The organism is Kitasatospora sp. NPDC004272 (assembly GCF_053603035.1).
Genome location: NZ_JBSGET010000018.1, coordinates 12,926 through 34,214, shown reverse-complemented (window position 1 = coordinate 34,214; position 21,289 = coordinate 12,926). Strand labels below are relative to the sequence as shown.

General features: G+C 74.7%; 23 protein-coding genes. 10 read left to right on the top strand and 13 right to left on the bottom strand.

The genetic code is table 11. From position 1 onward, the window contains the following. Positions 1-105: 105 nt before the first annotated feature. Positions 106-519 (bottom strand): TOBE domain-containing protein, encoded by a 414-nt coding sequence (locus ACWEO5_RS08555; RefSeq protein WP_344550307.1) that lies wholly within the window; start codon positions 517-519, stop codon positions 106-108. Between the two features lie 202 nt (positions 520-721). Beyond that, positions 722-2,086: an ROK family transcriptional regulator gene (locus tag ACWEO5_RS08550; protein ID WP_452161378.1), complete on the bottom strand. Its 1,365-nt coding sequence runs from the start codon at positions 2,084-2,086 to the stop codon at positions 722-724. 84 nt (positions 2,087-2,170) lie between these two features. Between ACWEO5_RS08550 and ACWEO5_RS08545 the strand changes: the two genes are divergently transcribed. After that, positions 2,171-3,367, top strand: a complete 1,197-nt coding sequence (locus ACWEO5_RS08545) for an MFS transporter (RefSeq protein ID WP_452161376.1) — start codon at positions 2,171-2,173, stop codon at positions 3,365-3,367. Between the two features lie 259 nt (positions 3,368-3,626). Here the strand turns inward: ACWEO5_RS08545 and ACWEO5_RS08540 are convergent, their stop codons facing one another. Continuing rightward, positions 3,627-4,271, bottom strand: coding sequence for a class I SAM-dependent methyltransferase (locus ACWEO5_RS08540; protein WP_452161374.1), 645 nt, complete (start codon positions 4,269-4,271; stop codon positions 3,627-3,629). A 209-nt stretch (positions 4,272-4,480) separates the two neighbouring features. On the opposite strand from ACWEO5_RS08540, the gene ACWEO5_RS08535 reads away from it, so the two are divergent. Beyond that, positions 4,481-5,383, top strand: coding sequence for a deoxyribonuclease IV (locus ACWEO5_RS08535; protein ID WP_452161372.1), 903 nt, complete (start codon positions 4,481-4,483; stop codon positions 5,381-5,383). Positions 5,384-5,528: 145 nt separating this feature from the next. Continuing rightward, positions 5,529-6,227: a TVP38/TMEM64 family protein gene (locus tag ACWEO5_RS08530; RefSeq protein WP_452161370.1), complete on the top strand. Its 699-nt coding sequence runs from the start codon at positions 5,529-5,531 to the stop codon at positions 6,225-6,227. A gap of 366 nt (positions 6,228-6,593) precedes the next feature. Here ACWEO5_RS08530 and ACWEO5_RS08525 read toward each other — a convergent pair whose 3' ends face one another. Beyond that, entirely contained in the window at positions 6,594-6,950 is a 357-nt protein-coding gene (locus tag ACWEO5_RS08525) for a YrdB family protein (protein WP_452161368.1), read from the bottom strand. A 199-nt stretch (positions 6,951-7,149) separates the two neighbouring features. Here ACWEO5_RS08525 and ACWEO5_RS08520 point away from each other — a divergent pair, with 199 nt between their 5' ends. The 4 genes from ACWEO5_RS08520 (at position 7,150) to ACWEO5_RS08505 (ending at position 10,874) form a co-directional block, all read left to right on the top strand. Next, positions 7,150-7,677, top strand: a complete 528-nt coding sequence (locus ACWEO5_RS08520) for a DinB family protein (protein WP_452161366.1) — start codon at positions 7,150-7,152, stop codon at positions 7,675-7,677. A 459-nt stretch (positions 7,678-8,136) separates the two neighbouring features. Beyond that, positions 8,137-8,532, top strand: a complete 396-nt coding sequence (locus ACWEO5_RS08515; RefSeq protein WP_344550320.1) for a cell division protein SepF — start codon at positions 8,137-8,139, stop codon at positions 8,530-8,532. A gap of 168 nt (positions 8,533-8,700) precedes the next feature. Continuing rightward, positions 8,701-9,255 (top strand): TetR/AcrR family transcriptional regulator, encoded by a 555-nt coding sequence (locus ACWEO5_RS08510; RefSeq protein ID WP_030461201.1) that lies wholly within the window; start codon positions 8,701-8,703, stop codon positions 9,253-9,255. Then, positions 9,252-10,874: an MFS transporter gene (locus ACWEO5_RS08505; RefSeq protein ID WP_452161363.1), complete on the top strand. Its 1,623-nt coding sequence runs from the start codon at positions 9,252-9,254 to the stop codon at positions 10,872-10,874. The genes ACWEO5_RS08510 and ACWEO5_RS08505 overlap by 4 nt, the downstream gene beginning before the upstream one ends. Positions 10,875-10,881: 7 nt before the next feature. Here ACWEO5_RS08505 and ACWEO5_RS08500 read toward each other — a convergent pair whose 3' ends face one another. Next, complete coding sequence (locus tag ACWEO5_RS08500; protein WP_452161361.1) at positions 10,882-12,564, bottom strand: alpha/beta hydrolase; 1,683 nt, start codon at positions 12,562-12,564, stop codon at positions 10,882-10,884. Between the two features lie 392 nt (positions 12,565-12,956). Here ACWEO5_RS08500 and ACWEO5_RS08495 point away from each other — a divergent pair, with 392 nt between their 5' ends. Further along, the gene (locus ACWEO5_RS08495) at positions 12,957-13,538 is read left to right on the top strand and encodes a hypothetical protein (protein WP_452161359.1); all 582 of its coding nucleotides are present in this window, start codon (positions 12,957-12,959) and stop codon (positions 13,536-13,538) included. A 91-nt stretch (positions 13,539-13,629) separates the two neighbouring features. On the opposite strand, the gene ACWEO5_RS08490 is transcribed toward ACWEO5_RS08495, so the two are convergent. Further along, on the bottom strand, positions 13,630-13,902 hold the full coding sequence (locus ACWEO5_RS08490; RefSeq protein ID WP_452161357.1) for a hypothetical protein: 273 nt from the start codon (positions 13,900-13,902) through the stop codon (positions 13,630-13,632). A 235-nt stretch (positions 13,903-14,137) separates the two neighbouring features. On the opposite strand from ACWEO5_RS08490, the gene ACWEO5_RS08485 reads away from it, so the two are divergent. Both ACWEO5_RS08485 and ACWEO5_RS08480 read left to right on the top strand, forming a co-directional pair. Continuing rightward, entirely contained in the window at positions 14,138-15,250 is a 1,113-nt protein-coding gene (locus tag ACWEO5_RS08485; RefSeq protein ID WP_452161355.1) for a right-handed parallel beta-helix repeat-containing protein, read from the top strand. Between the two features lie 44 nt (positions 15,251-15,294). Next, positions 15,295-16,395 carry a methyltransferase gene (locus ACWEO5_RS08480; protein ID WP_452161353.1) on the top strand — a complete coding sequence of 367 codons (1,101 nt, stop codon included), beginning with the start codon at positions 15,295-15,297 and terminating at the stop codon, positions 16,393-16,395. A 76-nt stretch (positions 16,396-16,471) separates the two neighbouring features. On the opposite strand, the gene ACWEO5_RS08475 is transcribed toward ACWEO5_RS08480, so the two are convergent. The 7 genes from ACWEO5_RS08475 to ACWEO5_RS08445 form a co-directional block, all read right to left on the bottom strand. Continuing rightward, positions 16,472-17,062, bottom strand: a complete 591-nt coding sequence (locus tag ACWEO5_RS08475) for a carboxyl transferase domain-containing protein (protein ID WP_452161351.1) — start codon at positions 17,060-17,062, stop codon at positions 16,472-16,474. Between the two features lie 225 nt (positions 17,063-17,287). Further along, positions 17,288-17,608, bottom strand: a complete 321-nt coding sequence (locus ACWEO5_RS08470; RefSeq protein ID WP_452161449.1) for a TcmI family type II polyketide cyclase — start codon at positions 17,606-17,608, stop codon at positions 17,288-17,290. Between the two features lie 5 nt (positions 17,609-17,613). Further along, on the bottom strand, positions 17,614-18,072 hold the full coding sequence (locus ACWEO5_RS08465; protein WP_344550332.1) for an SRPBCC family protein: 459 nt from the start codon (positions 18,070-18,072) through the stop codon (positions 17,614-17,616). Between the two features lies 1 nt (position 18,073). Next, a complete protein-coding gene (locus ACWEO5_RS08460) occupies positions 18,074-18,328 on the bottom strand; it encodes an acyl carrier protein (RefSeq protein WP_344550333.1) in 255 nt (84 codons plus the stop codon). A gap of 28 nt (positions 18,329-18,356) precedes the next feature. Continuing rightward, on the bottom strand, positions 18,357-19,577 hold the full coding sequence (locus ACWEO5_RS08455; protein ID WP_452161348.1) for a beta-ketoacyl synthase N-terminal-like domain-containing protein: 1,221 nt from the start codon (positions 19,575-19,577) through the stop codon (positions 18,357-18,359). Further along, positions 19,574-20,839, bottom strand: a complete 1,266-nt coding sequence (locus ACWEO5_RS08450) for a beta-ketoacyl-[acyl-carrier-protein] synthase family protein (RefSeq protein ID WP_344550336.1) — start codon at positions 20,837-20,839, stop codon at positions 19,574-19,576. The genes ACWEO5_RS08455 and ACWEO5_RS08450 overlap by 4 nt, the downstream gene beginning before the upstream one ends. After that, positions 20,836-21,264, bottom strand: coding sequence for a cupin domain-containing protein (locus ACWEO5_RS08445; RefSeq protein WP_452161345.1), 429 nt, complete (start codon positions 21,262-21,264; stop codon positions 20,836-20,838). Before ACWEO5_RS08445 ends, ACWEO5_RS08450 begins: the two co-directional genes overlap by 4 nt. Between the last annotated feature and the right edge of the window lie 25 nt (positions 21,265-21,289).

Sequence of the window (21,289 nt, the reverse complement as noted above, 5' to 3'; positions counted from 1 at the left end):
GTGCGGCCGGGCGCCGGGACCGGGGCCGGATCTGGAACCGGGTCCGGGCGGTGCGACGGAGCCTCGCTCAGGACGGCAGAGGGGTCCGTCCGGCCCGGTCGCGCCTCAGCGTCGCTCGACCACGACGTTGGTCGATTTGATCACCGCGGTGGCGGGCGCCCCGGGGACGAGACCGAGTTCCTCGGCGGAGTCACGGCTGATCAGGGAGACCACCCGGAACGGGCCGGCCTGGATCTCCACCTGCGCGGCGACGTCCCCCAGGACGACGGCGGTCACGATCCCGGGGAAGCGGTTCCGGGCCGAGGAACGCCCTTCCACCTCACCGTTCTCCGGACGGGCCAGTTCCCGGGCGAACGCCGCGAGTTCCGCCCCCGCGATGATCCGGTGGCCGTGTTCGTCGCGCATCGCCGGCAGTCGGCCCGCGTCCACCCATCGCCGCATGGTGTCGGCGCTCACCCCGAGCATCGAGGCAGCCTCGCCGATGCGGTACGGGTGGACGGGCCGGTCGGACGTGACCATCGATGCGGCTCCCGGGCGATTCGAGGAAGGATTGGCGGACCCCGCCATCCTGCCGTACCGGCACCCCTCCCCACGCGCGCCCCACCATCCCCGACCCGCCGACCCGCCGACCCGCCGACACGACAGCCACGAAGCCTCCGGCACGGCGCGCCGTGAGCCGCGCGCCGCACCCCGCCGCGTCACATCGCGGCACGCCGTGGGCTCAGTCTCCGCCGAACAGCTCCCGCCGCGCCGCGTCTCCGGCGGTCAGCACTGCCCCGGCCAGTACGGCACCGCCCCCTGCGGTACCGGCCCTGACCTCGGTGGCGAGCGGCGAGAGCCGGGTGAGGTGGCGCTCCACCCTGCCGGCCAGTTCCGGGCCTCCGGCCTGTCCGATCTCACCACCCAGCACCAGGCAGCCCGGGTCGAGCACGACGCAGATCGCGGAGGCCCCGACCGCGATCCGCAGCGCCAGTTCGTCCAGGAAGCCGTCGGCACCGTCCTCGACGGCCTGCCGCACCACGGCCGCGGCAGCGGGTTCCTGCTCCCCAACCCCGGCCGCGCCCACCGCACCGGCACCGGCACCGGCAGCACCCACAGCACCGGCGTCGGCGCCGGGTTCCGTCGTGAGCCCGTGGCGGGCGGCGAGCTCGCAGATCGCGGCGCTCGACACCATGGAGTGGAAACCGCCGTCGCACTTCGTGGATTCGGGCAGCCCGATGGTCCCGGGTACGGGCAGGAAGCCGATCTCGCCGGTGCCGCCGGAGGCGCCGCGACGCAGGCGGCCGTCCAGCACCACGGAGGCGCCGACGCCGTGTCCCAGCCAGATCAGTGCGAAGTCCCGCCTGCCCCGGGCCGCGCCGATGCGGTGCTCGGCGATCCCGGCCAGGTTGACCTCGTTCTCCAGGATCACCTCCGTCCCGGGGCGGGCGCGCAGGGCGGCGAGCAGCTTGCTGTGCCACTCGGGCAGCTTGCCGGAGTTGTTGAGCGTGCCCGTCGCCGGGTCGACCAGCCCCGGAGCGCCGACGGCCACGGTGTGCAGTTCCCCCGCCCCGGCTTCGGCCGCGGTGGCGAGCAGCGCCTCGACGGTGCGCTCAACCAACAGGTCGCCGTCCAGCGTTCCGGTCTCCGGCCCGCCGCACGCACCGTCCACACCGTCCACACCTCCCGTGCCCTCCACGACCGGCACGCCGTCCGCGGTCGGCGCACCGCTCGCGTCCCCCAGGCCGGGGGCGGGATCGAAGGCGGTGATGGTGGCTGTGCCGAGGGTCCGACCGGTCAGGTCGGCCACCACCAGGCTGACGCCGCTGGAGCGGATGTCGATCCCGGCGAGGTGGGCCCGGTCGGCGACCAGTCCGTACAGGCGGGCGTTGGGACCTCGGCGCAGCGCGGCACTCTCCCCGGCGTGGGCGACCAGGCCGCTGCGTTGGAGTCGTTCGAGCAGGTCGGCGACGGTCGGCCGGGAGAGCCCGGTCAGTGTGCGCAGGTCGGATGCGGTGAGCGGGCCCCGTTCGAGCAGCAGGTCGAGGGCAAGCCGGTCGTTGATGGCCCGGGCGGTGCTCGGCGTGGCAGTGCGAGCGGTCGTCATGAGCCTGCATCCTTCCAGAGGTTTCTATCAGGCAGGGTCCCTGATAGTTTATTGCCATCCGACCGACCCAAGGGGGAGCCCGGCATGGGCGAGACTCTCAAGGACGTCCAGCGCGCAAGGGTGAGCGTGGCGCTGGTCTTCGCCGTTCACGGTGCCGTCACCGGCACCTTCGTCACCCGCATCCCGTGGATCAAGGACCACCTCGGTCTGAGCCCCGGTCAGCTCGGCCTGGCTCTGGTGTTCCCGGCGATCGGCGCGTCGGTGGCGATGCCGCTGGCCGGTCGGATCGTGCACCGCCTGGGTGCCCGGACGGCGCTGCAGGGTCTGCTGACGCTGTGGTGCCTGTCCTTGGCGCTGCCCGCGCTCTCCCCCCACTTGGTGGTGTTCTGCCTGTCCCTGTTCCTCTACGGCGCCTCGGCCGGCATGTCCGACGTCGCGATGAACGCGCAGGGCGTGGAGGTCGAGAAGCGGCTCGGCCGGTCGATCATGTCCGGTCTGCACGGCATGTGGAGCGTCGGCGGCCTGGTCGCCTCGGCCTTCGGTGTCCTGGCGGCCCACCAGCACGTCGACGCCCGCGTCCAGTACGCGGTGACCGCCGCGATCCTGGTGGTGCTCGCCCAGCTGGTCACCCGCGGGGTGCTGGACGTCCGGCCAGCCGCGGACGAGGAGGCTCCGCCGCGTTTCGCCCTGCCGCCGAAGGAAGCGCTGGTCATCGGCCTGGTCGGGTTCTGCGCGGTGTTCGCCGAGGGCGCGTCGATGGACTGGAGCGGGGTCTACCTCAAGGACATCACCGGCGCCTCCTCCTCCATCGCCGCCGCCTGCTTCACGGCCTTCGCGGCCACCATGGCGGCGGCCCGCCTGGCCGGCGACGCCGTCGTCCGCAGGCTCGGTCCGGTGCGTGCCGTCCGGCTGAGCGGCGCGGTCGCCACCGCCGGCGGTCTGCTGGTGGTGTTCGCGAGCAGCCCGTACGTGGCTATCCCGGGCTTCGCGCTGATCGGCATCGGCATCGCCGTGGTGGTTCCGCTCGCATTCGCCGCCGCCGGCCGGACGGGCAGCAACCCGAGCCAGTCCATCGCCGGTGTCGCCACCATCACCTACACCTCGGGCCTGGTCGCCCCGGCCGTGGTCGGCGGCATCGCGCAGGCCAGTTCGCTGACCGTCTCCTTCATCGCGGTCACCCTGCTGGCGGCCGCACTGATCCCCTTCGCGACGGCGATGCGGCACCGCAAGTCGGCCGTCTCCCCCGTCGCAGCCTCCGGCTCCTTGGAGCCGACCCACTGACGGACGGCCGGACAATGGGCGGGCGGACGTCCGTCGAGGGGCGCGGGGGATCCACCTCCGCGCCCCTCGGCATTTCCCCCGAGCCCCTTCCCGCCCACAGCCCGCCCACAACCCGCCTGCCGTCCGACCCGGCCACCAGTGCCCTCCCCGGCTCCCCTCGTCGTGCCGCAGCAGCCGGACCGTAGCGGCCAAGCCACAGCGGCGACCTGGTCGCAGCGAGCGGCTCGCCGTCAGAACCCGGCGGTGGACCGCGCCGCCGTCAGTCCGGCCGCTGCTGGGCCACCCGCCAGAGCCGGCGCGGCAGCTCGCCCTCCTCGAACGGTTCGACCTGCGGCGGCGTCCACCCGGTCGCGAGGCGGTCGACCAGCTCGGGCGGGAAGAAGTGCACCGCGAAGCCCCCGTGCTCCCAGATGTCGTCGCCGTGCCCCGTCCCGGCCCCGTAGTGCGCGTCGCCGGTGTGCCGCGCGGTATACACCAGGGTGCCGCCGGGGCGCAGGACCCTGCGCGCCTCGCCCACCAGGGCCTCCAGTTCGCCGGTGGACAGGGCCATGCAGAACAGCATGTGCGCGTACACCGCGTCGACCGACCCGTCCGGCAGGCCGAGCGGCCGACGGACGTCCTGGACGACGGTGCGCACCTCCAGCCCTTCGGCAGCGGCGCGTTCGGCGAGCTGAGCCAGTCCGACGGGGCTGAAGTCGGCCGCGACAACCGTGAAACCGCTGCGGGCGAAGAAGAGTGCGTCGCGTCCGTGTCCGGCGCCGAGTTCCAGTACCGTGCCGCCGGGGCGGAACACCGCCGCCGCGTGTTCGGCCGACTCCGACGGCCGCTCGCCGTACATGCCGGGGTTGGCCCGGTACGTCCGCTCCCAGTGCTCGCGCTGGGCCTGCGCCAGTGACTCGCTCATCCGGCTCCGCTTCCTCCGCCTGTCCCACGGGTTCCCCCGTGCTTCCGTTCCGGCACCTCCGCCGGGCACCGCGGGGCCAGCGGTGCGCACGCCCGCCCACACCCGCACCCGCACCCGCACCCGCACCCGCACCCGCACCCGCGTGCGTCGGGCCCTGGCCCCGACCCCGGTGATCTGCGCTTCCATCCTGCCGTGGGATCCTCCTGCTCATGGATTCCGCCCCGCGCAACCCGATCGGTGCCCACGTCCCCGTCGCCGGGAAGGGGTTGGCGGGCACGGGGCTGGCCTACGCCGAGAAGGTGGGGGCGGAGGCGGTGCAGGTGTTCGTGGCCAACCCGCGCGGGTGGGCCACCCCGGCCGGGAACCCGGCGCACGACCTGGCCTTCCGGACGGCCTGTGCCGAACGGGGCGTCCCGGCGTACGTGCACGCGCCCTACCTGATCAATTTCGGCTCGGACTCGCCCGCGACCAGGGAGAAGTCCGCCGAATCGCTGACGCACTCGCTGCACCGCTCGGCCGCGATCGGCGCGCTCGGTACGGTCGTGCACACCGGTTCCGCGCTCTGCGGCACCCGCGCGGAGGCGCTCGCCCAGGTCCGCGCCCAGGTGCTGCCGATCCTGGACGGTCTCGACCGCTACGGCGCCGACGCCCCCTGGCTGCTGCTGGAGCCGACCGCGGGCCAGGGCAGTTCGCTCTGTTCGCGGATGGAGGACCTGGCCGCCTACCTGGAGGCACTCGACCACCACCCACTGGTCGGGGTCTGTCTGGACACCTGCCACGCCTTCGCGGCCGGACACGACCTGGCCGCCCCGGACGGGGTGGAAGAGCTCTTCGACGCCCTGCACCGAGCGGTCGGCCCGGACCGGCTGCGGCTGATCCACGCCAACGACTCGCAGGACGTCGCGGGGGCCTGCAAGGACCGGCACGAGAACATCGGCGCCGGCCACATCGGCGCGGCCGCGTTCGAGGCGCTGCTCGCGCACCCCGCCACCGCGGGCGTCCCCCTGATCATCGAGACCCCGGACGGCCGCCACGACCCGGCCAGGGTGGAGGGCGCCCGCCACACCGCCGACATCGACCTGCTCAAACGGCTGCGCCGGCCCGCACCCTGAGCCGCCGCCCCCGCGCCCGCCCGGTGCCGGTTAAGCTCCCCGGGTGCCCGTCCCGCAGCCGATAGCCGCACCCACCCCAGCCGTCTCCCCCGGGACGCCCGGGACCACCGAGACGCCCGCGATGCCCACGACACCCAAGCCTCCCGTGTCCACCGGGAGCACCGAATCCACCGGGACCGCCGGAACGCGGCCGCGCCCTTCCGCGCGCCGCCCGCACCGCGGGGCGCTGCTGCGGCTCGGCGCGCTGCTCGCGGTGCTCGCCGCGGCCGCGGCCTCGCTGCTGCTGTGGGACCCGTCCGCCGTCCTGTCCGCCGCCGCCGGACCGTGGCGGATGCCGATCGCGCTCTCGGTGTACGCCTTCGGCACGGTGGCCTTCCTGCCGCGTCCGGCGCTGAACGCGGGCATGGGAGTGCTGTTCGGTTCGCTGTGGGGCGTGCCGCTGGCGGTCGCGGGATCGGCGGTCGGCGCGGCGGTGGCGTTCGCCCTCGGCCGCGGGCTGGGCCGCGAGGCGCTGCGGCCGCTGGTGCGCGGGAAGGTGCTGACGGAGATCGACCGGCGCCTGTCCGAACAGGGTTTCCGCAGCGTGCTGCTGGTCCGGCTGTTCCCGGGCGCACCCTTCCAGGCCGGCAACTTCGCGTGCGCGTTCTCGGGCGTCCGGTTCTGGCCGTACCTCGCGGGCACCGTCCTCGGCGTGGTGCCGACCACCGCCGCGTACGTGGTGGCGGGGGCGAGCGCGGGTTCGCCCACCTCGCCGGCCTTCCTGGTCTCCGCCGCGGTGATCGCCGCGATGTGCGTGTTCAGCGCCCTCTCGCTGTGGCGCGCCCGCCCGCGCCGCTCCGGCTGACACCCACCGCCGCAACGCCAACCACCGCGCCACCCGCCACCCGCCACCCGCCACCCGCCACCCGCCACCCGCCACCCGCCACCCGCCACCGAGACGCTCCGCCACCGAGACTCCGCCACCGAAGTCGCTCAGCAACCCAGCAGCACGGCCCCGGGGGGCGGCCGCTTCCTGGGGCCACACGTGCGGCGGATCGGCGTCGACCGCCAGGTCCGCCTCCGCGCGCAGTTCCCGGCGCAGCGCGGCCCCCGGGGTCTCGCCGGGAACGGCACGGCGGCGCAGCAGGACGCGGCCCGCCTCGTCGAGGACGGTCGCACGGACCGAGCGGCGCAGGCGCGCGGGCGGCTCCGGGCCGACGGGGGCGGCCGGCTAGCGCTCCACCTCGGGCGACCACTCTCCGAGTGAACGCAGCGCCACCGTGTTGACGGCCATCGCGGCGCCGAGCCCGAACGCCCAGCAGGGGTGTCCGCCGACCGCCAGCAGCGCGACCGAACCGCCCCAGACCAGCAGTTGCACGCCGTACCAGAGCACCGCCGGGCCCCGCACCGGCCGCCGGGGCGCCGCGTAGCGTCCCCAGAGCACGACCGCGAGCACCGGCAGCGCGAGCGCGATCAGCACCCGGAGGACGACCGGGCCGTCCGGCCGGGCCCCGTAACCGCCGACCGCCAGGGCCACCAGCGAGGCCAGTTCCAGCAGGAAGCGCAGCGCCAACTGAGCCCCCGTCATCCCCTTGCGCACGTCCGCACCCGTCCGTTCCCCCGCCGTACCGCCCGATGATCGGTTCTTCCTACCACGCTGCCCGCCGAAACCGACCCACTGCGCCCGCCCCGCCCCCACCCGCCAGCCCCCACCTCCCAGCCACCCGCCACTCGCCGAAGCGGAAAACGGTTCGCCCGTCCGGGCCGCTCTGTCCCACCATGTCCACATGACGGACAGCAGCCCGGCCACCCTCCGCACCAGCCCGCCCTTCGCCGCCGACGAGGCGGTGATGCTCGGCGCCTGGCTGGACTTCCACCGCGCCACGCTCGCCCTCAAGTGCGAGGGCCTGGCGCCCGAGCAGTTGCGCGAACGCGCCTGTCCGCCGTCCTCGATGTCCCTGCTCGGGCTGGTGCGGCACCTGACGGAGGTGGAGCGCCACTGGTTCCGCCAGGTGCTGGACGGCCAGGACCTCGACCCGTCCGGCGGCCACTGGTCGGCGGAGTTCCCGGACGGCGACTTCGACCTGGTGGACGGGGCCGACCCGGTCGTCGACACCGCCGCCTGGCAGGCGGAGGTGGCGTTCGCCAGGTCCGCCGTCGAGGGCGTGCCGCTGGACGCGGTCGGCAGGGGCCGGTGGCGCGGCAACGAGGTGACGCTGCGTTGGATCCTGGTGCACATGATCGAGGAGTACGCCCGTCACAACGGTCACGCCGACCTGCTCCGGGAGCGGATCGACGGCTCCACCGGCGAGTGACCGCGGCAGCCGCACCCCGCGCCACTCCAGCGCCCGCGCCCCGCAGCCAGCACCCCGCGCCACTCCAGCGCCCGCGCCCCGCAGCCAGCGCCCCGCAGCCCGCAGCCCGGCACGCGGTCCGCAACGCCCCCGCGCCACCCCCGGGTCGCGCGCCCCTCACTCGCGACCCGCCACCGCACGGGTGAAGCCGTTACATGATTGTTGACAGTGAGTCAACTAGCGTCCGGGTGGCACCGGTAGGGTCGTCGCGCGCAACCGTTCACCGGTCGGTGGCGTCCTTGCGGATATCCGGGCAAGCACGGATCTTCCCTCGCGCCACAACCCGTCCGGTGGGTGCAAGCGGGCACATCTGCGGTGATCAGTGCGATACTCGGACAGTTCCAACAAGTGGATGACGTGTCAAAACGACCCGTCGTCCCCCGGGGGACGAGTACGGAACGAGACAGGGAGGCGCGGCTAATGGGAGCACTTCGCGACGAGCACCACAACGGGTGGCTGATGCCTTCCGGCAGCTACCCGGCCGCGATGTACGAAGAACCCTGGGAGGGCGAGGAGACGCTGCCGAGCGTCCAGGCCGCCCCCTCCCGGATCGTCTCGCTCCGCCCGACGGGCTTCGAGGCCGCCCGCACGGTCGGCGAGCACATCCGCGCCGCCACCCCGGTGGTCATGGACCTCACGGAGATGGACGACGCCGAGGCCAAGCGGATGGTCGACTTCGCCTCCGGCCTGATCTTCGGCACCCGCGGCGGCATCGAGCGGATCGCCCGCCGGGTGTTCCTGCTCACCCCGGCCGACGTCGAGGTGATGGTCATCGACCGCCCGCTGGACGAATCGGGCTTCTACAACCAGAGCTGACGGCCCGCCGCACACCGCCTACCGAAGGACCCCGCGCCCCGCGCGGGGTCCTTCGGCGTTCCCGGCGACTCCCCGAAACACCTGAAAGACCCGAAACACCAACGATGCATCTGGGACGACCAGAGAAATTCTGAGACATTGATGTCTCATTTGCGCTATCCTCATCTCATGGCAACCGACCGCGACTCCGTCCTGGAGGCAGCCGTGGGCATCCTGTCCCGGCGCCCGACGGCCCATCTCGACGAGATCGCCCGCGCCGCCGGCATCAGCCGCGCCACGCTGCACCGGATCTTCCCGGGCCGGGAGGCGCTGATCCTGGAGGTGGGCGCCCTCGGCCTGCGCCGCTTCTCCGCCGCGCTCGACACCGCGCGCGTCGAGGAGGGCAACGCCGAGGCCGCGCTGCGCCGCCTGGTGGACGCGGTGGTGCCGGATGCCGCGCTGTGCGCCTTCCTGGCCGGGGAGAACCAGCTGTACGACCACGAGGAGATCAACGACCTCTGGGAGCTCCAGGACGCCCGGGTCCGCGCGCTGTTCCTGCGCGGCCAGCAGGAGGGGGTGTTCCGCGTCGAGCTCTCGGCCGCCTGGCTGAGCGAGGCGTTCTTCGACCTGGTGGCCGGCATCGGCTGGGCCGTGCAGGAAGGCCGGCTCGCCCCCCGCGAAAGCGCGTTCTCGCTCGCCGAGCTGTTCCTCGGCGGTGCTCTACGGAGATCTGATACCCCATGAGTTCCACCCCCGTCGTCCGGTCCGGCCACCGCTGGGCCGGTCTCGGCGTCCTCGTGCTCGCCGTCACGCTGGTGGCGGTCGACGCGACGGTGCTCTCCCTCGCCATCCCCTCGATCACCGAGACCCTCCGCCCGTCCGGCACCCAACTGCTGTGGATCGGCGACGTCTACTCCTTCGTGCTGGCCGGCCTGCTGGTGTCGATGGGCGCGCTCAGCGACCGGCTGGGGCGCAAGCGGGTGCTGCTGGCGGGTTCGGCCGCGTTCGGCGCGGCCTCGCTGCTGGCGGCGTACGCCCCGGGCCCGGGGTGGCTGATCGTGGCCCGGGCGCTGCTCGGCGTGGCGGGCGCGACGATCATGCCGTCCACGCTGTCGCTGATCCGCACGCTGTTCCCGGACGCGAAGGAGCGGGCCACCGCGATCGGCGTCTGGGGCGCGGGTGCCGCGGCCGGTGCCGCGCTGGGCCCGCTGGTGGGCGGCGTGCTGCTGGAGCACTTCTGGTGGGGTTCGGTGTTCCTGCTGAACCTACCGGTGATGGTGCTGCTGCTGGTGTCCGGCGTCTGGCTGCTCCCGGAGTCCCGCGATCCGCGCCCGGGCCGGTGGGACGTGCTGAGCGTGCTGCTGTCGATGGCCGGTGTGATCGGCGCGGTGTACGGCGTCAAGGAGTTCGCCGTGCACGGCCTGGAGCGGTGGACGGCCCCGCTGGTGTTCGCCCTGGGCGCGGCCGCGCTCGCGCTGTTCGTCCGGCGCCAGCTCCGTCTGGAGACGCCGCTGCTCGACGTCCGGCTGTTCCGCGATCCGCGGTTCACGGCGGCGGTGCTGTCCTCGCTGATCTGCCTGATCGGCCTGTCCGGTGTGATCTTCTTCATGTCGCAGTACCTCCAGCTGGTCCGCGGCTACTCGCCGCTGCACGCGGGCTTCGCCGAGCTGCCGGCCTTCGTCGGCTCGGTGGCGGGCGGTCTGCTGACGGCCCGCCTGGTGCGGCGGGCGGGCGCCCGCCGGGTGCTGACGGTAAGCCTGTTCGTGATGGGCCTGGGCATCGGCGTGCTGGGCTTCGTCCGGGTGGACAGCGCCTACCTGCTGCTCGGCTCGTCCTTCCTGGCGCTGGGCACCGCCGAGGGCGTGGTGTACACGCTCTCCTCCGACCTGGTGCTGGGCGCCGCGCCGGCCGCCAAGGCGGGTGCCGCCTCGGCCGTGTCGGAGACGGCGTACGAGTTGGGCGCGGCGCTCGGCATCGCCCTGGTCGGCTCGGTCGTGACGGCCCTGTACGCGGGGTCGCTGTCCGTCCCGGCGGGTGTCGGCCCGGCGCTGGCCGAGCAGGCGGCCCAGTCCTTGGGCGGCGCCCAGGAGGCCGCGGCCGCCCTTCCGGCGGGCCCGGCCGGGCAGTTGCTCGCCGGCGCGAACAGCGCGTTCGTGCACGGCGTCACGGTCGCGGCCTGGCTCTCGGCGGCCCTGCTGCTGGCCGCCGCCGCCCTCGCCCACCACCTGCTGCGCGACCGGCGGACGACCGGCCCTGCCACGGGGACCGCCGGAACCCCCACGGCGACACCCACCGGGACCCCCGCCGCGACACCCCCCGGGCTCCCCGGCGGGGAACGGGCCGGGGAGCACGCGCACCGCTGACGCCCGGTCAGGGGCGGTCCGCCAGGTATGCCACCAGCCGGTCGGTGTCCTGCCGGGTCCACCCCTCAGGCGGGGCGATCCGCGCCCACGCCTCGGCGGGCATCAGCCCGTAGCGGTGCCCGTGCCCCTCGGGCACCGCCTCGGAGGCGGCCAGGTCGCAGGTGACCTGCCAGAACGTCACCAGCGGGTACCACCGCATGGTCGGGGAGACGTCGTGGGCGCGCTGCCCCTCCAGCCACTCGGGCCGGCGCCAGACCAGCGCGGGCTCCCACCACACCACCGGGTCGCTGCCGTTCTGCAGGTAGACCACCCGGGGCTGGTCCCAGGGCGCGTCCGGCACCGCGAAGTCGGAGGGCCGCTGGGCGAAGCGCACGTTCCGTCCGTCCTGGTGGACCGGGCGCCAGACGGGGCTGCCGGGCTGCCGCCGGTCGGTGATCGTCTCCCGCAGCGGGTTGTCGGGGGTGGGCCCGACCAGCAGCGCTCCCCCGGTCTGTCCGGTCAGCTGCTCGACGCCGCCGGGGAAGGCCAGTTCGGTGGCGTACGAGCCGAGGCTCTCGCCGGCCACCATCAGCCGGGGCCGGGAGTCTGCGGGCAGCTGCGACCAGCGCGCGTGCACCGCGTCGTACAGGGCCCGGCCGGCGTCCGTGGCCTCGCCCTCGGTGAGGAAGGAGATCCAGCTCGGCAGGTACGAGTACTGGAAGGCGACCTCGGCGCTGTCCCCGCCGTACAGGTACTCCACCGGCGTGGCGATCTTCTCGTTGACCCAGCCGCTACCGGTGGTGCCGAGCACCACCAGGACCTTCCGTTCGAAGCCGCCGGCCCGTTCGAGTTCGGCGACCGCACGCCGGGCGCGTTCGCGCAGGCCGGCGTCGGTGCGGGCGCCCTCGGCGAAGGTGGTGCCGTCGACCGAGCGCAGTCCGACGTAGGCCCGCACCGGGTCCTTGGCGGGGCGGCCGGTGAAGCCGGAGATCTGCGCGGCGGTGGGGGCGCCGGCGACGAAGTCGCGGCCCTTCGCGCCGAGGCCGGCCCAGCTCTCGTACGAGGCGGGGCTGCCGGAGAGCGTCGGCGAGGTGGGCCGGACGGTGCCGGGCGTGGTGGAGCGGTCGGCCAGGGCGGCGCCGCGCTCGGCCAGGTCGAGCAGGCCGCGCAGCAGGAAGCCCTCGACGAAGCCGACCACCAGCACGACGGCGAGCGCGGCGGCCCCGGCGGCGGCCGCCCAGTGGGGGACGGCCCGGCCGAGGATCCGGCGCAGCCAGCGGGTACCGAGCCGGACCGCCCGGGCGCACAGCACCAGCAGCGCGCCGAGCAGCAGCGCGACCGGCAGCACCAGGGCCCACTGCCACCAGGAGATCCGCGGGTCCATGCCGACGGCCCGCCGCAGGTCGCCCTGCCAGCGCACGCTCCACGCGGTGGTCGTCACCACCGCCCCGCCGCCGATCGCGGCCAGCGCCCACCACCCGGCCCGCCGCACCCGTTGCGCGGGCAGCAGGCCGCACACCCCGCCGAGGAACCCGGAGAACGCGCCGAGGCCGTAGCCGACCGCGGCGGTGACCGCCCCGGCGGCGGCCTGCAGGTACCAGGGCCGGGGCAGCAGCGAGGGGGTGAAGGACAGGCAGTAGAACAGCACCGCCCCGACCGACGCGCCCCAGCCCGGCCACCGCCGTACGATCCGCTGTTCCCGCACCGCCACCGCCCTCCCCTCCCCGTGACCGCTCCCATGACCATCCCCGTGGCCGTCCCCGTCGTCGTCCCCGTGACCGTTGCCGCGCACCGGTGCATACGTATCTCGCCGCTCGCACCGCCGATCTGACGCGGCGTCGGGCTCCCCCCAATGGCGCAGTGCCGCTGGCCCCGGGTGGCGCCGGACTCCGACGATGGGGGCGTAGGGCGGACGCATGTCCGGACGCGGGCCGTGGGCCTGCCGGAACGACCGCGGCGCGCACGGGCCCGGCGCGGTTCTGAGCGAAAGGGTGCATCGCGATGCGAGACGCGGAGCGGAACGGTTCGGGCCGTGGGGTGGTCCGGCAGGGGCCGGTGGAGCCGCCGCGCCCGGCGCGGCGTCCGGTGCGGCGGGGCCTACGGGTGTCGCTGGCGGTGGCCGGGGCGGTCGCCGGGATCACGGTGGTCGCGGCCTGCGGCGGCACCTCGGGCGAGGACCCGGTGCAGGCGGCGATGTCGACGTTCACGGTCGGGCCGCCGGAGACGGCGAGCTTCTTCGGGGAGCCGCCGTCCGCCTTCGCGTCCGCGCACGAGTCGGCGCTGGCCTCGGTGTCGGCGGCGGAGGCGTCCGCCTCGGAGCGGGCCGCCTCCTTCGAGGCTTCGGCCAACGCCCAGTTGCAGGCGACCCGGGCGAAGGCGGCGGAGGTGCTGGCGGCCGTCCCGGACGCGGGCAACGCGACGGCGGACGTGACGCTGACCGGCGTGCCGAACTCGGTCTCCGGCGACCTGACCGCGGCGATCGTCACGATCACCAACAGCACCCAGGAGACCCGTTCCTACGCGGTCCAGGTCGACTTCACCGACAACACCGGCAAGAGCGTGGACAGTCAGGTGGTCGGTGTGGAGCAGTTGGCCGCGGGCGCGACCGCCAACCCGGTGGTGTTCAGCAAGATGGGCAAGGAGCTGAACCTGATCCCGGTGGTGGTGAAGGCGTACCGCTACTGACCCGCCCCGCACGTCGAGGCGCCCGCACGCTCAGCCAGTACCGAGCGCGCGGGCGCCTTGCTGTCGCGGCCCTCCGCCGCGCCGCGGGTGTTCAGTTGACGGACCGGAGGATGACGTCCTCGTAGTCCCAGCCGGGGTCGTCCGCGCCGTCCGGCCCGTCCGGTCCGGTGCCGGCGTCGGTGCGGGTGCCGGCGTCGGTGCGGGTGCCGGCGTCGGCGTCGGCGCCCGGGTCGGGGCCGGGGCCGGACGGGGTGGCCAGGGCGTCGGCGAGGGCCTCCGCGAAGGCGTCGGCGGCCTCGTCGGGGAGGAGGTCGGCGGTCCGGAACCCGGCCCGCTCGGCGGTTCGTCCAGTGTGGGTGTCCATGGGTCCATAGTGGTTCGGGCCGCCGGTGGCGGCCCGGTGCCCGGCCGCAGAGCCCCCCGATCGGGTGTACGGGTGGGGCCGGCCCCGGTCGGCGGCCGCCACCCGGTCGGCGGGTGCGGGCAACCCGTGCGCGCGAACCCGGCTGGCCGGGGCGGGGGCGCGCCCATAGCTTCGAGGCGGCGGACGTGCCGCATGCCGTCCGTGACCGCGACGTCCGGAAGCCGGCTCCTCTTCGATGACTGCTCTCCTCGCTCCGACCCGCCCGCTGGTGCGGGTGGCCGCCGTCCTGCTGTCCTGCGCCGCCTCGGTGCCCGCCGCGCTGGCCGCCGCCCCGGCGGCGGCCGCACCCACCGGTCCGACCGTGTACCGGGTCGCACCCGGCTCGTCCGTGCAGGCCGCGCTGGACGCGGCCGCCCCGGGCGACGTGGTGGAGCTGGCCGCGGGCCGCTACCCGGGCAGCGTGACCCTCGCCACCGACGGCGTGACCCTGCGCGGCCGGGGCGCCGCCACCGTCCTGGTGCCCGACCCGGCCGACCGGAGCAGCTGCGCGCAGGCCGGCGACGGCGTCTGCGTGACGGGCAGCGCGGACGAGCGGGGCGTGCCGGTGCGGACGCTGTCCGGCGCGGTGGTGGAGTCGCTGACGGTGGCGGGCTTCCCGCGCAACGGCATCGGCGCGGCCGTCACCGACCGGCTGACGGTGCGCCGGGTGACCGTGCACGACAACGGGCGCCAGGGCATCAGCGTCGAGATGTCGACGCGCACCGCGCTGACCGACAACGAGGCCCGGGACAACGGCCAGGCCGGGATCTTCGTCGCCAACTGGTACGACCGCAAGGGCGGCGCGCTGGAGACCCTGGGCACCGAGGTGTCCGAGAACCGGCTGACCGGCAACCGGATCGGCCTGCAGCTGCGCCGGGTCCGCGGTCTGACGGTGGAGGCCAACCTGGCGTTCGGGAACTGCGGCGGCGTGTTCGTGGTCGGTGACGACGGGGTGCCGCGGGCCGGGGCGCTGACCGTCCGGGACAACGTGGTGCGGGCGAACAACCGCTACTGCCCGCCGATCCCGCGGCTCGACTCCGTCCAGGGCACCGGGATCCTGCTGACCGGCACCGAGGACGTCACGGTCTCCGGCAACCAGGTCACCGACCACACCGGGACGTCCCCGATGTCGGGCGGCGTCGTGCTCTACCCGAGCGCGGTCGGCGCGCCCAACGCCCGGGCCTCCGTCACCGGCAACGCGCTGCGCGACAACCTGCCCGCCGACCTCGCCGACCGGGACCCGCGCGGTACCGGCAACGCGTTCACCGAGAACGCCTGCGGCGCCTCCGAACCCGCCGGCCACTGCTGACGGGCCCTCCCCTGTTCCACCCTTCCGACGAAAGGCACGTGCCCATGACCTCCGCACCGACCGCCCCGACCGCCGCACCCACCGCACCCGGCGCGTCCGCGTCCGCCGTCGCGCCGCCGGCCGACCCGGCCGCCCCGGCTGTCCCGCCCGGGATGCTGCTGCGCGAGCTGGTGTTCGGCGCCGCCTGCGCGGGCGCGGTCCGCGCCGCCGCCAGCCTGCGGCTGCCGGACGCCCTGCAGGAGGAGCCCGCCGACGCCGGGGCGCTGGCCGAACGGCTGGGCGTCGAGCCCGGCCCGCTGCGGCGGCTGCTGCGCGCGCTGGCCTGCTACGGGGTGTTCGCCGAGGACGCCGACGGCCGCTACCGGCACACCCCGCTGTCGCGCCTGCTGCGCGCCGATGAGCCGGGCAGCCTGCGCGACATCGCGTTGTGGTGCACCGAGCCGTGGACCTGGCAGTCCTGGTCCCGGCTGGACGACGCGGTGCGCACCGGGCGCAGCGTGTTCGGCGACGCCTTCGGCAAGGAGTTCTTCCAGTACCTGCACGACGACGCGCCGGAGTCCGCGGCGCTGTTCAACCGGGCGATGACCCAGTCCAGCCGGCAGTCCGCGCAGGACCTGGCCGACTTCCTGGACCTGTCGGGCGTCGCCTCGGTGGCCGACGTCGGCGGCGGCCAGGGCCAGGTGCTGGCCGAGCTGATGGAGCGCCACCCCGGCCTGCACGGCACCCTGCTGGACCTGCCGAAGGTGGTGGAGCACGCGGACGGGCGGCTGCTGCCCGGCGGGTCGCTGGCCGACCGGGCCCGGCTGGTGCCGGGTGACTGCCGGGCCGCCGTGCCGGTGCAGGCGGACCTGTACCTGGTGAAGAACATCCTGGAGTGGGACGACGACTCGACCCGCCGGACGCTGCGCAACCTGCGCGGGGTGGCCCGTCCGGGGGCCCGGGTGGTGATCGTGGAGAACCTGGTGGACGACTCCCCCTCGATGCGGTTCACCACCGCGATGGACCTGCTGCTGCTGCTGAACGTCGGCGGCGCCAAGCACACCCTGGGCAGCCTGACCGCGCTGATCGCCGAGTCGGGGCTAGTCCTGGACGCGGTCGACCCGGTCAACCCGTACCTGCACGCCTTCTCCTGCACCGTGCCGTAGCGGGTGCGCGGAAGGGGAGGCCCGTCCGGGACGGGCCTCCCCTTCCGCGTGCGCGCCCGCCCCTGCGGGCGCGGGGTCAGCCGACCGCGGCCGTCTCGGCGACCAGCGCGGTGGTGTGCCGGCCGGCCCGGAAGCGCGGGTCGGCGAGGGTGCGCCGCAGGTAGCCGCTGGTGGTGCGGACCCCGGGGCCGTCGATCCGGAACTCGCCGAGGGCGCGGTCGAGCCGGGCGATCGCCTGTTCGCGGTCGGGCGCCCGGGCGATCGCCCTGGCGGGCGGCGAGTCGTAGGCGGGGTCGATGACGATCGAGACGGTGCGGATCCCAGCCCCGTCGGGTTCGGCCGTCGCCCGGGCGGTCTTGGCCATCTGCATCAGCGGCAGCACGCCCTCCTGCATCCGGGCGCCGCCGCTGGCGGTGACCAGGACGAGCGGGGCGCGGCGTTCCGGGCCGGTGCGGGCGGCGTGGGTGATCAGGGCGCCGACGGCGCAGCCGAGGCTGCCGCCGAGGAAGCGGAAGTCCGTCACGGCGGCGACGCGGGGCTGGCCCTCGACCGTCGCGGCGGCGCACAGCACGGCCTCGTGGAGGCCGGTGTCGGCGCGGGCCCGCCCCGGGCGTTCGGCGTGGGGGCGGCTGTCGACGAAGCCGAGCGGGTCGTGCAGGGCGGGCACCGGTCCGATGGTCTCGGCGGTGCCCGGGTCGAGCAGTTGGTCGAGCCGCTCGGGGGCGGTGAGCCGCCCGTGGTGCCCGCAGTCGGGGCACGCGCGCCGGGTGCGCGTTCAGCGTTCGCCGTGGGCCGGGGCGCCGCAGCCCGTGCAGCGCGTCCGGTCCGCCGGTTCGGTCCGCTCGGCCACGGCGGCTCTCCCTGCCCTGCTGCGTACGCGGTGCGTACGGGTTCAGCGGTTCCAGCGGTAGAACTCGTGTGCCATGGCGTCCTTGGGGCTGCGCCAGGTCGCCGGGTCGTAGGCGTCGACGTAGACGGCGAGGCGTTCGCTGACGTCGCGGAACTCGGGGTGCGCGGCGTACCTGGCGACCTCGGGTCCGGCGGGGCGCTCGGACTCGATGAGGTGCAGGTAGACGTCGCCGAACTGGAACAGGCTGCGGCTGGTGACGCCGATCAGGCCAGGCAGCTCGCCGCGGTCGGAGTCGGCGAAGACGCCGGCGATGTGGTCGGCGGTGCCGGGCTTCATCCGGGCGACGATCAGGGCGCGGTGCACGTCGTTCATCCGACCGCTCCGGCGCGGTGCTCGACCTTGGCGCGGATCAGCTCCATCTGGACCTTGGAGTTCTGGTTGATCCGGTCGGTCATGCCCTGGTCGTCGATCGGGGCGGTGGGCTTCATCGCGAAGTCCTGGATCCAGCGCATGCTGGTGCCCTGCGGGTGCTCCTCGTACTCCCAGCGGATCTCCATGAACTCGAACGGGCCGGGTTCGACCCGGCGGGCCCGGACGGTGAGCTTGTCGCGGTCGGCCTCGCGCTCGGAGACCCAGCTCCAGACCTGGCCGTTCTCGTCGGGGTGCATGGTGAGGCGGAAGCGGACCAGCTGGCCCTGCCGGTCGAGGACCTCGACGGAGGCGTACTCGCTGAACAGCTGCGGCCAGTTCTCCAGGTCGTTGGTGACGTCCCAGACCAGGTCGACGGGGGCGTTGATGACGATCGTGTTGTCGGTGTGTCCGGGCATCTCAGGCACCAGCCTTCACGGAGGAGTTGACGGTCTGCAGGAACTCGGCGACGGGGCGGCCGAGCAGGTCGGAGGAGTCGATGGAGACGCCGTAGCGGTTCTCCACGTCGGCGAGGACGCCGAGCACGCCGAGCGAGTCGACGCCCAGGTCGAGGAACATGCAGCCGGGGTCGGCGAGTTCGTCGACGGTGACGGCGACGCCGGCCCGGGTCTTGATCAGGACGGCGAGTTCCTCGTAGGTGATCTCGGAAGCCATGTCGTGCTCCTTCGGGGTTCGGTGGCGGTCAGGGGCGGCGCAGCAGCAGGGCGCTGTTGGAGCCCATCAGGCCGCGGCTGAGCACCAGGGCGGTGCGCAGTTCGGCGGCGCGCGGGTAGCCGGTGACCAGGTCGAGGCCGTGCGGGCAGTCCGCGGTGTGCGGGGTGGGCGGGACCAGGCCGTGTTCGAGGGCGAGCACGGCGGCGGCGACGTCCAGGGCGGGGGCCCCGCAGTGGGCGCGGCCGAGGCCGGCCTTGGGGGCGGTGACGGGGACGCGTTCGACGTGTTCGCCGAGCACGTCGGCGAGGGCGAGCGCTTCGGCGCGGTCGGCCTCGGGGACGCCGAGGGCGTCGGCGAAGACCACGTCGACCTCGTCGGGGGCGCAGCGCGCCTCGGCGAGGGCGCCGCGGACCGCGTGGGCGAGTCCTGCGCGGCTCTCGCTCCAGCGGGCGGCGCCGGTGAAGGTCGCGCCGTGCCCGGCGATCCGGGCCCGGGGGCGGGCGCCGCGCAGCCGGGCGGTGTGCTCGTCCTCGACGACGAACATGGCGCCGCCCTCGGCCGGGACGAACCCGGCCGCGTCGCTGCCGAACGGGCGGTAGGCGCGTTCGGGGTCCTCGGTGGTGGACAGCCCGGGGTAGCCGAGCTGGCAGACCATCGAGTACGGGGCGACGGGGGCCTCGGCGGCGCCGGCCAGGACGGCGTCGGTGCCGCGGGCGACGGCCCGGGCGGCGTGCGCCAGGGCGTCGAGGCCGCCGGCCTCGTCGGAGGCGACCACGCCGCAGGGGCCCTTGAAGCCGCCGCGGATGGAGATCTGGCCGGTGGAGGCGGCGTAGAACCAGGCGATCGACTGGTAGGGGCCGACGTGGTGCGGCCCCTCCGCCCACAGGTGCTGGAGTTCGCGCTGGCCGAACTCGCCGCCGCCGGAGCCGGCCGCGGTGACCACGGCGACGGCGTACGGGTCGTCGGGGTGGTCGGCCAGGTCGGCGTCGGCCGTGGCGAGTTCGGCGGCGGCCATCGCGAAGTGGGTGAACCGGTCGGTCTGGACCAGGTAGCGCGGCTCGACGTACTGCTCGGCGTCGAAGCCGCGGACCAGTCCGGCGACCTTGAGCGGCAGGTGCTCGCAGCCCTCCCGGTCGATCGGGCCGAGCGCCGAGCGGCCCTCGCGCAGGGCCTTCCAGTAGTCGTCGGCGCCGATGCCGTTGGGCGCGACCACGCCGACCCCGGTGATCACCGCGCAGCGTGCGCTCATGCGGCCGCCTCCACCCTGCTCAGCACCACCGCGGACTGGAAGCCGCCGAAGCCGCTGCCGACCGACAGCACGTGGCGCAGCGGCAGTTCGCGGGCGGTGCGGGGGACGTAGTCGAGGTCGCACTCCGGGTCGCGCTCGGTGTAGTTCGCGGTGGGCGGGACGACACCGTGGTGCAGGGCGAGGGTGCAGGCGACGAGTTCGATGGCGCCGATCGCGCCGAGCGAGTGCCCGACCATCGACTTGATGGAGCTCATCGGGGTACGCCGGGCGTGCTCGCCGAGCGAGCGCTTGACGGCAGCGGTCTCGTGCCGGTCGTTCTGCTTGGTGCCGGAGCCGTGCGCGTTGACGTAGTCGACGGCGTCGCCGGGGAGTCCGGCGTGGGCCAGGGCCCGGTCGATGGCCCGGGACATCTCCAGGCCCTCCTGGGTGAGGCCGGTCATGTGGTAGGCGTTGCCGAAGGTGGCGAAGCCGCCGAGTTCGGCGTAGATCCGGGCACCGCGCCGCTGGGCGTGCTCCCACTCCTCCAGCACCAGGACGGCGCCGCCCTCGCCGAGCACGAAACCGTCGCGGCCGGCGTCGAAGGGGCGGGAGGCGTGTTCGGCGTCGTCGTTGCGGGCCGAGGTGGCCTTGATGGCGTCGAAGCAGGCGACGGTGATCGGGGAGATCGGCGAGTCGCAGGCCCCGGCGAGGATCACGTCGGCGCGGCCCTCCTCGATGGCGAGGGCGGCGTAGCCGACGGCGTCCAGGCCGGAGGTGCAGCCGGTGGAGACGGTCTGCACCGGGCCGTGCGCGCCGACCTGTTCGGCGACGGCGGAGGCCAGGGTGGAGGGGGAGAACGCCCGCTCCAGGTGCGGCTGTGCGGGTCGGTGGTCGACGTCCCAGTGTTCGCCGCGGCCGCTGACCAGCACGTAGTCGCGTTCCAGCCGGGTGGTGCCGCCGACGGCGGTGCCGAGCGAGACGCCGATCCGCCAGGGGTCCTCGCTCGCCGGGTCGAGCCCGGCGTCGGCGACCGCCTCGGCGGCCGCGACCAGCGCGAACTGCACGTACCGGTCGTTGCGGGCGACCTGTTCGGCGGTGAGGCCGTGGGCGGCGGGGTCGAAGTCGCACTCGGCGGCGATCCGGGAGCGGAAGCCCTCCGGGTCGAACAGGGTGATGCCGCGGGTGGCGGTGCGGCCCTCGGTGAGCAGTGACCAGAACCGGGGGACGCCGGTGCCGCCGGGGGCGACCACCCCGATCCCGGTCACCGCGACCCGGCGCGTCACGAGGCCGCCCCGGCCGGTTCCGGCGGGCCCGCCTCGGTGGCGCTCTCCTCGGTGTCGACGTGCCCGAGCTCGGGGCGCGGCGCCAGCGGGCCGAGGTGGAAGACCATCCGGGCCTCGGTGCTGCCGACGTTGCGGAAGCGGTGCCGCATCCCGATCGGGATCATCAGCCCCTGGTCGGGCTGCAGCCGCTGCGGCACGCCGTCCAGGTCGACCTCCAGCTCGCCGGAGATCACGAACACGAACTCCTCGGAGTACGGGTGGTAGTGCTCGCCGATCCGCTCCCCCGGTTCGACGATCGCCACTCCCATGAATCCGCTGGTCGCGCCGACCGCCGGCGGGGTCAGCATGGCCCGCAGGTCCCCGCCGCGCTTGCGGTTGGGGGGCGCGTCGTCGACGTGGATGATGCGTGGCATCTCGGTGGTCACGGTGGTCTTCCTCTCGTGGCGGGGC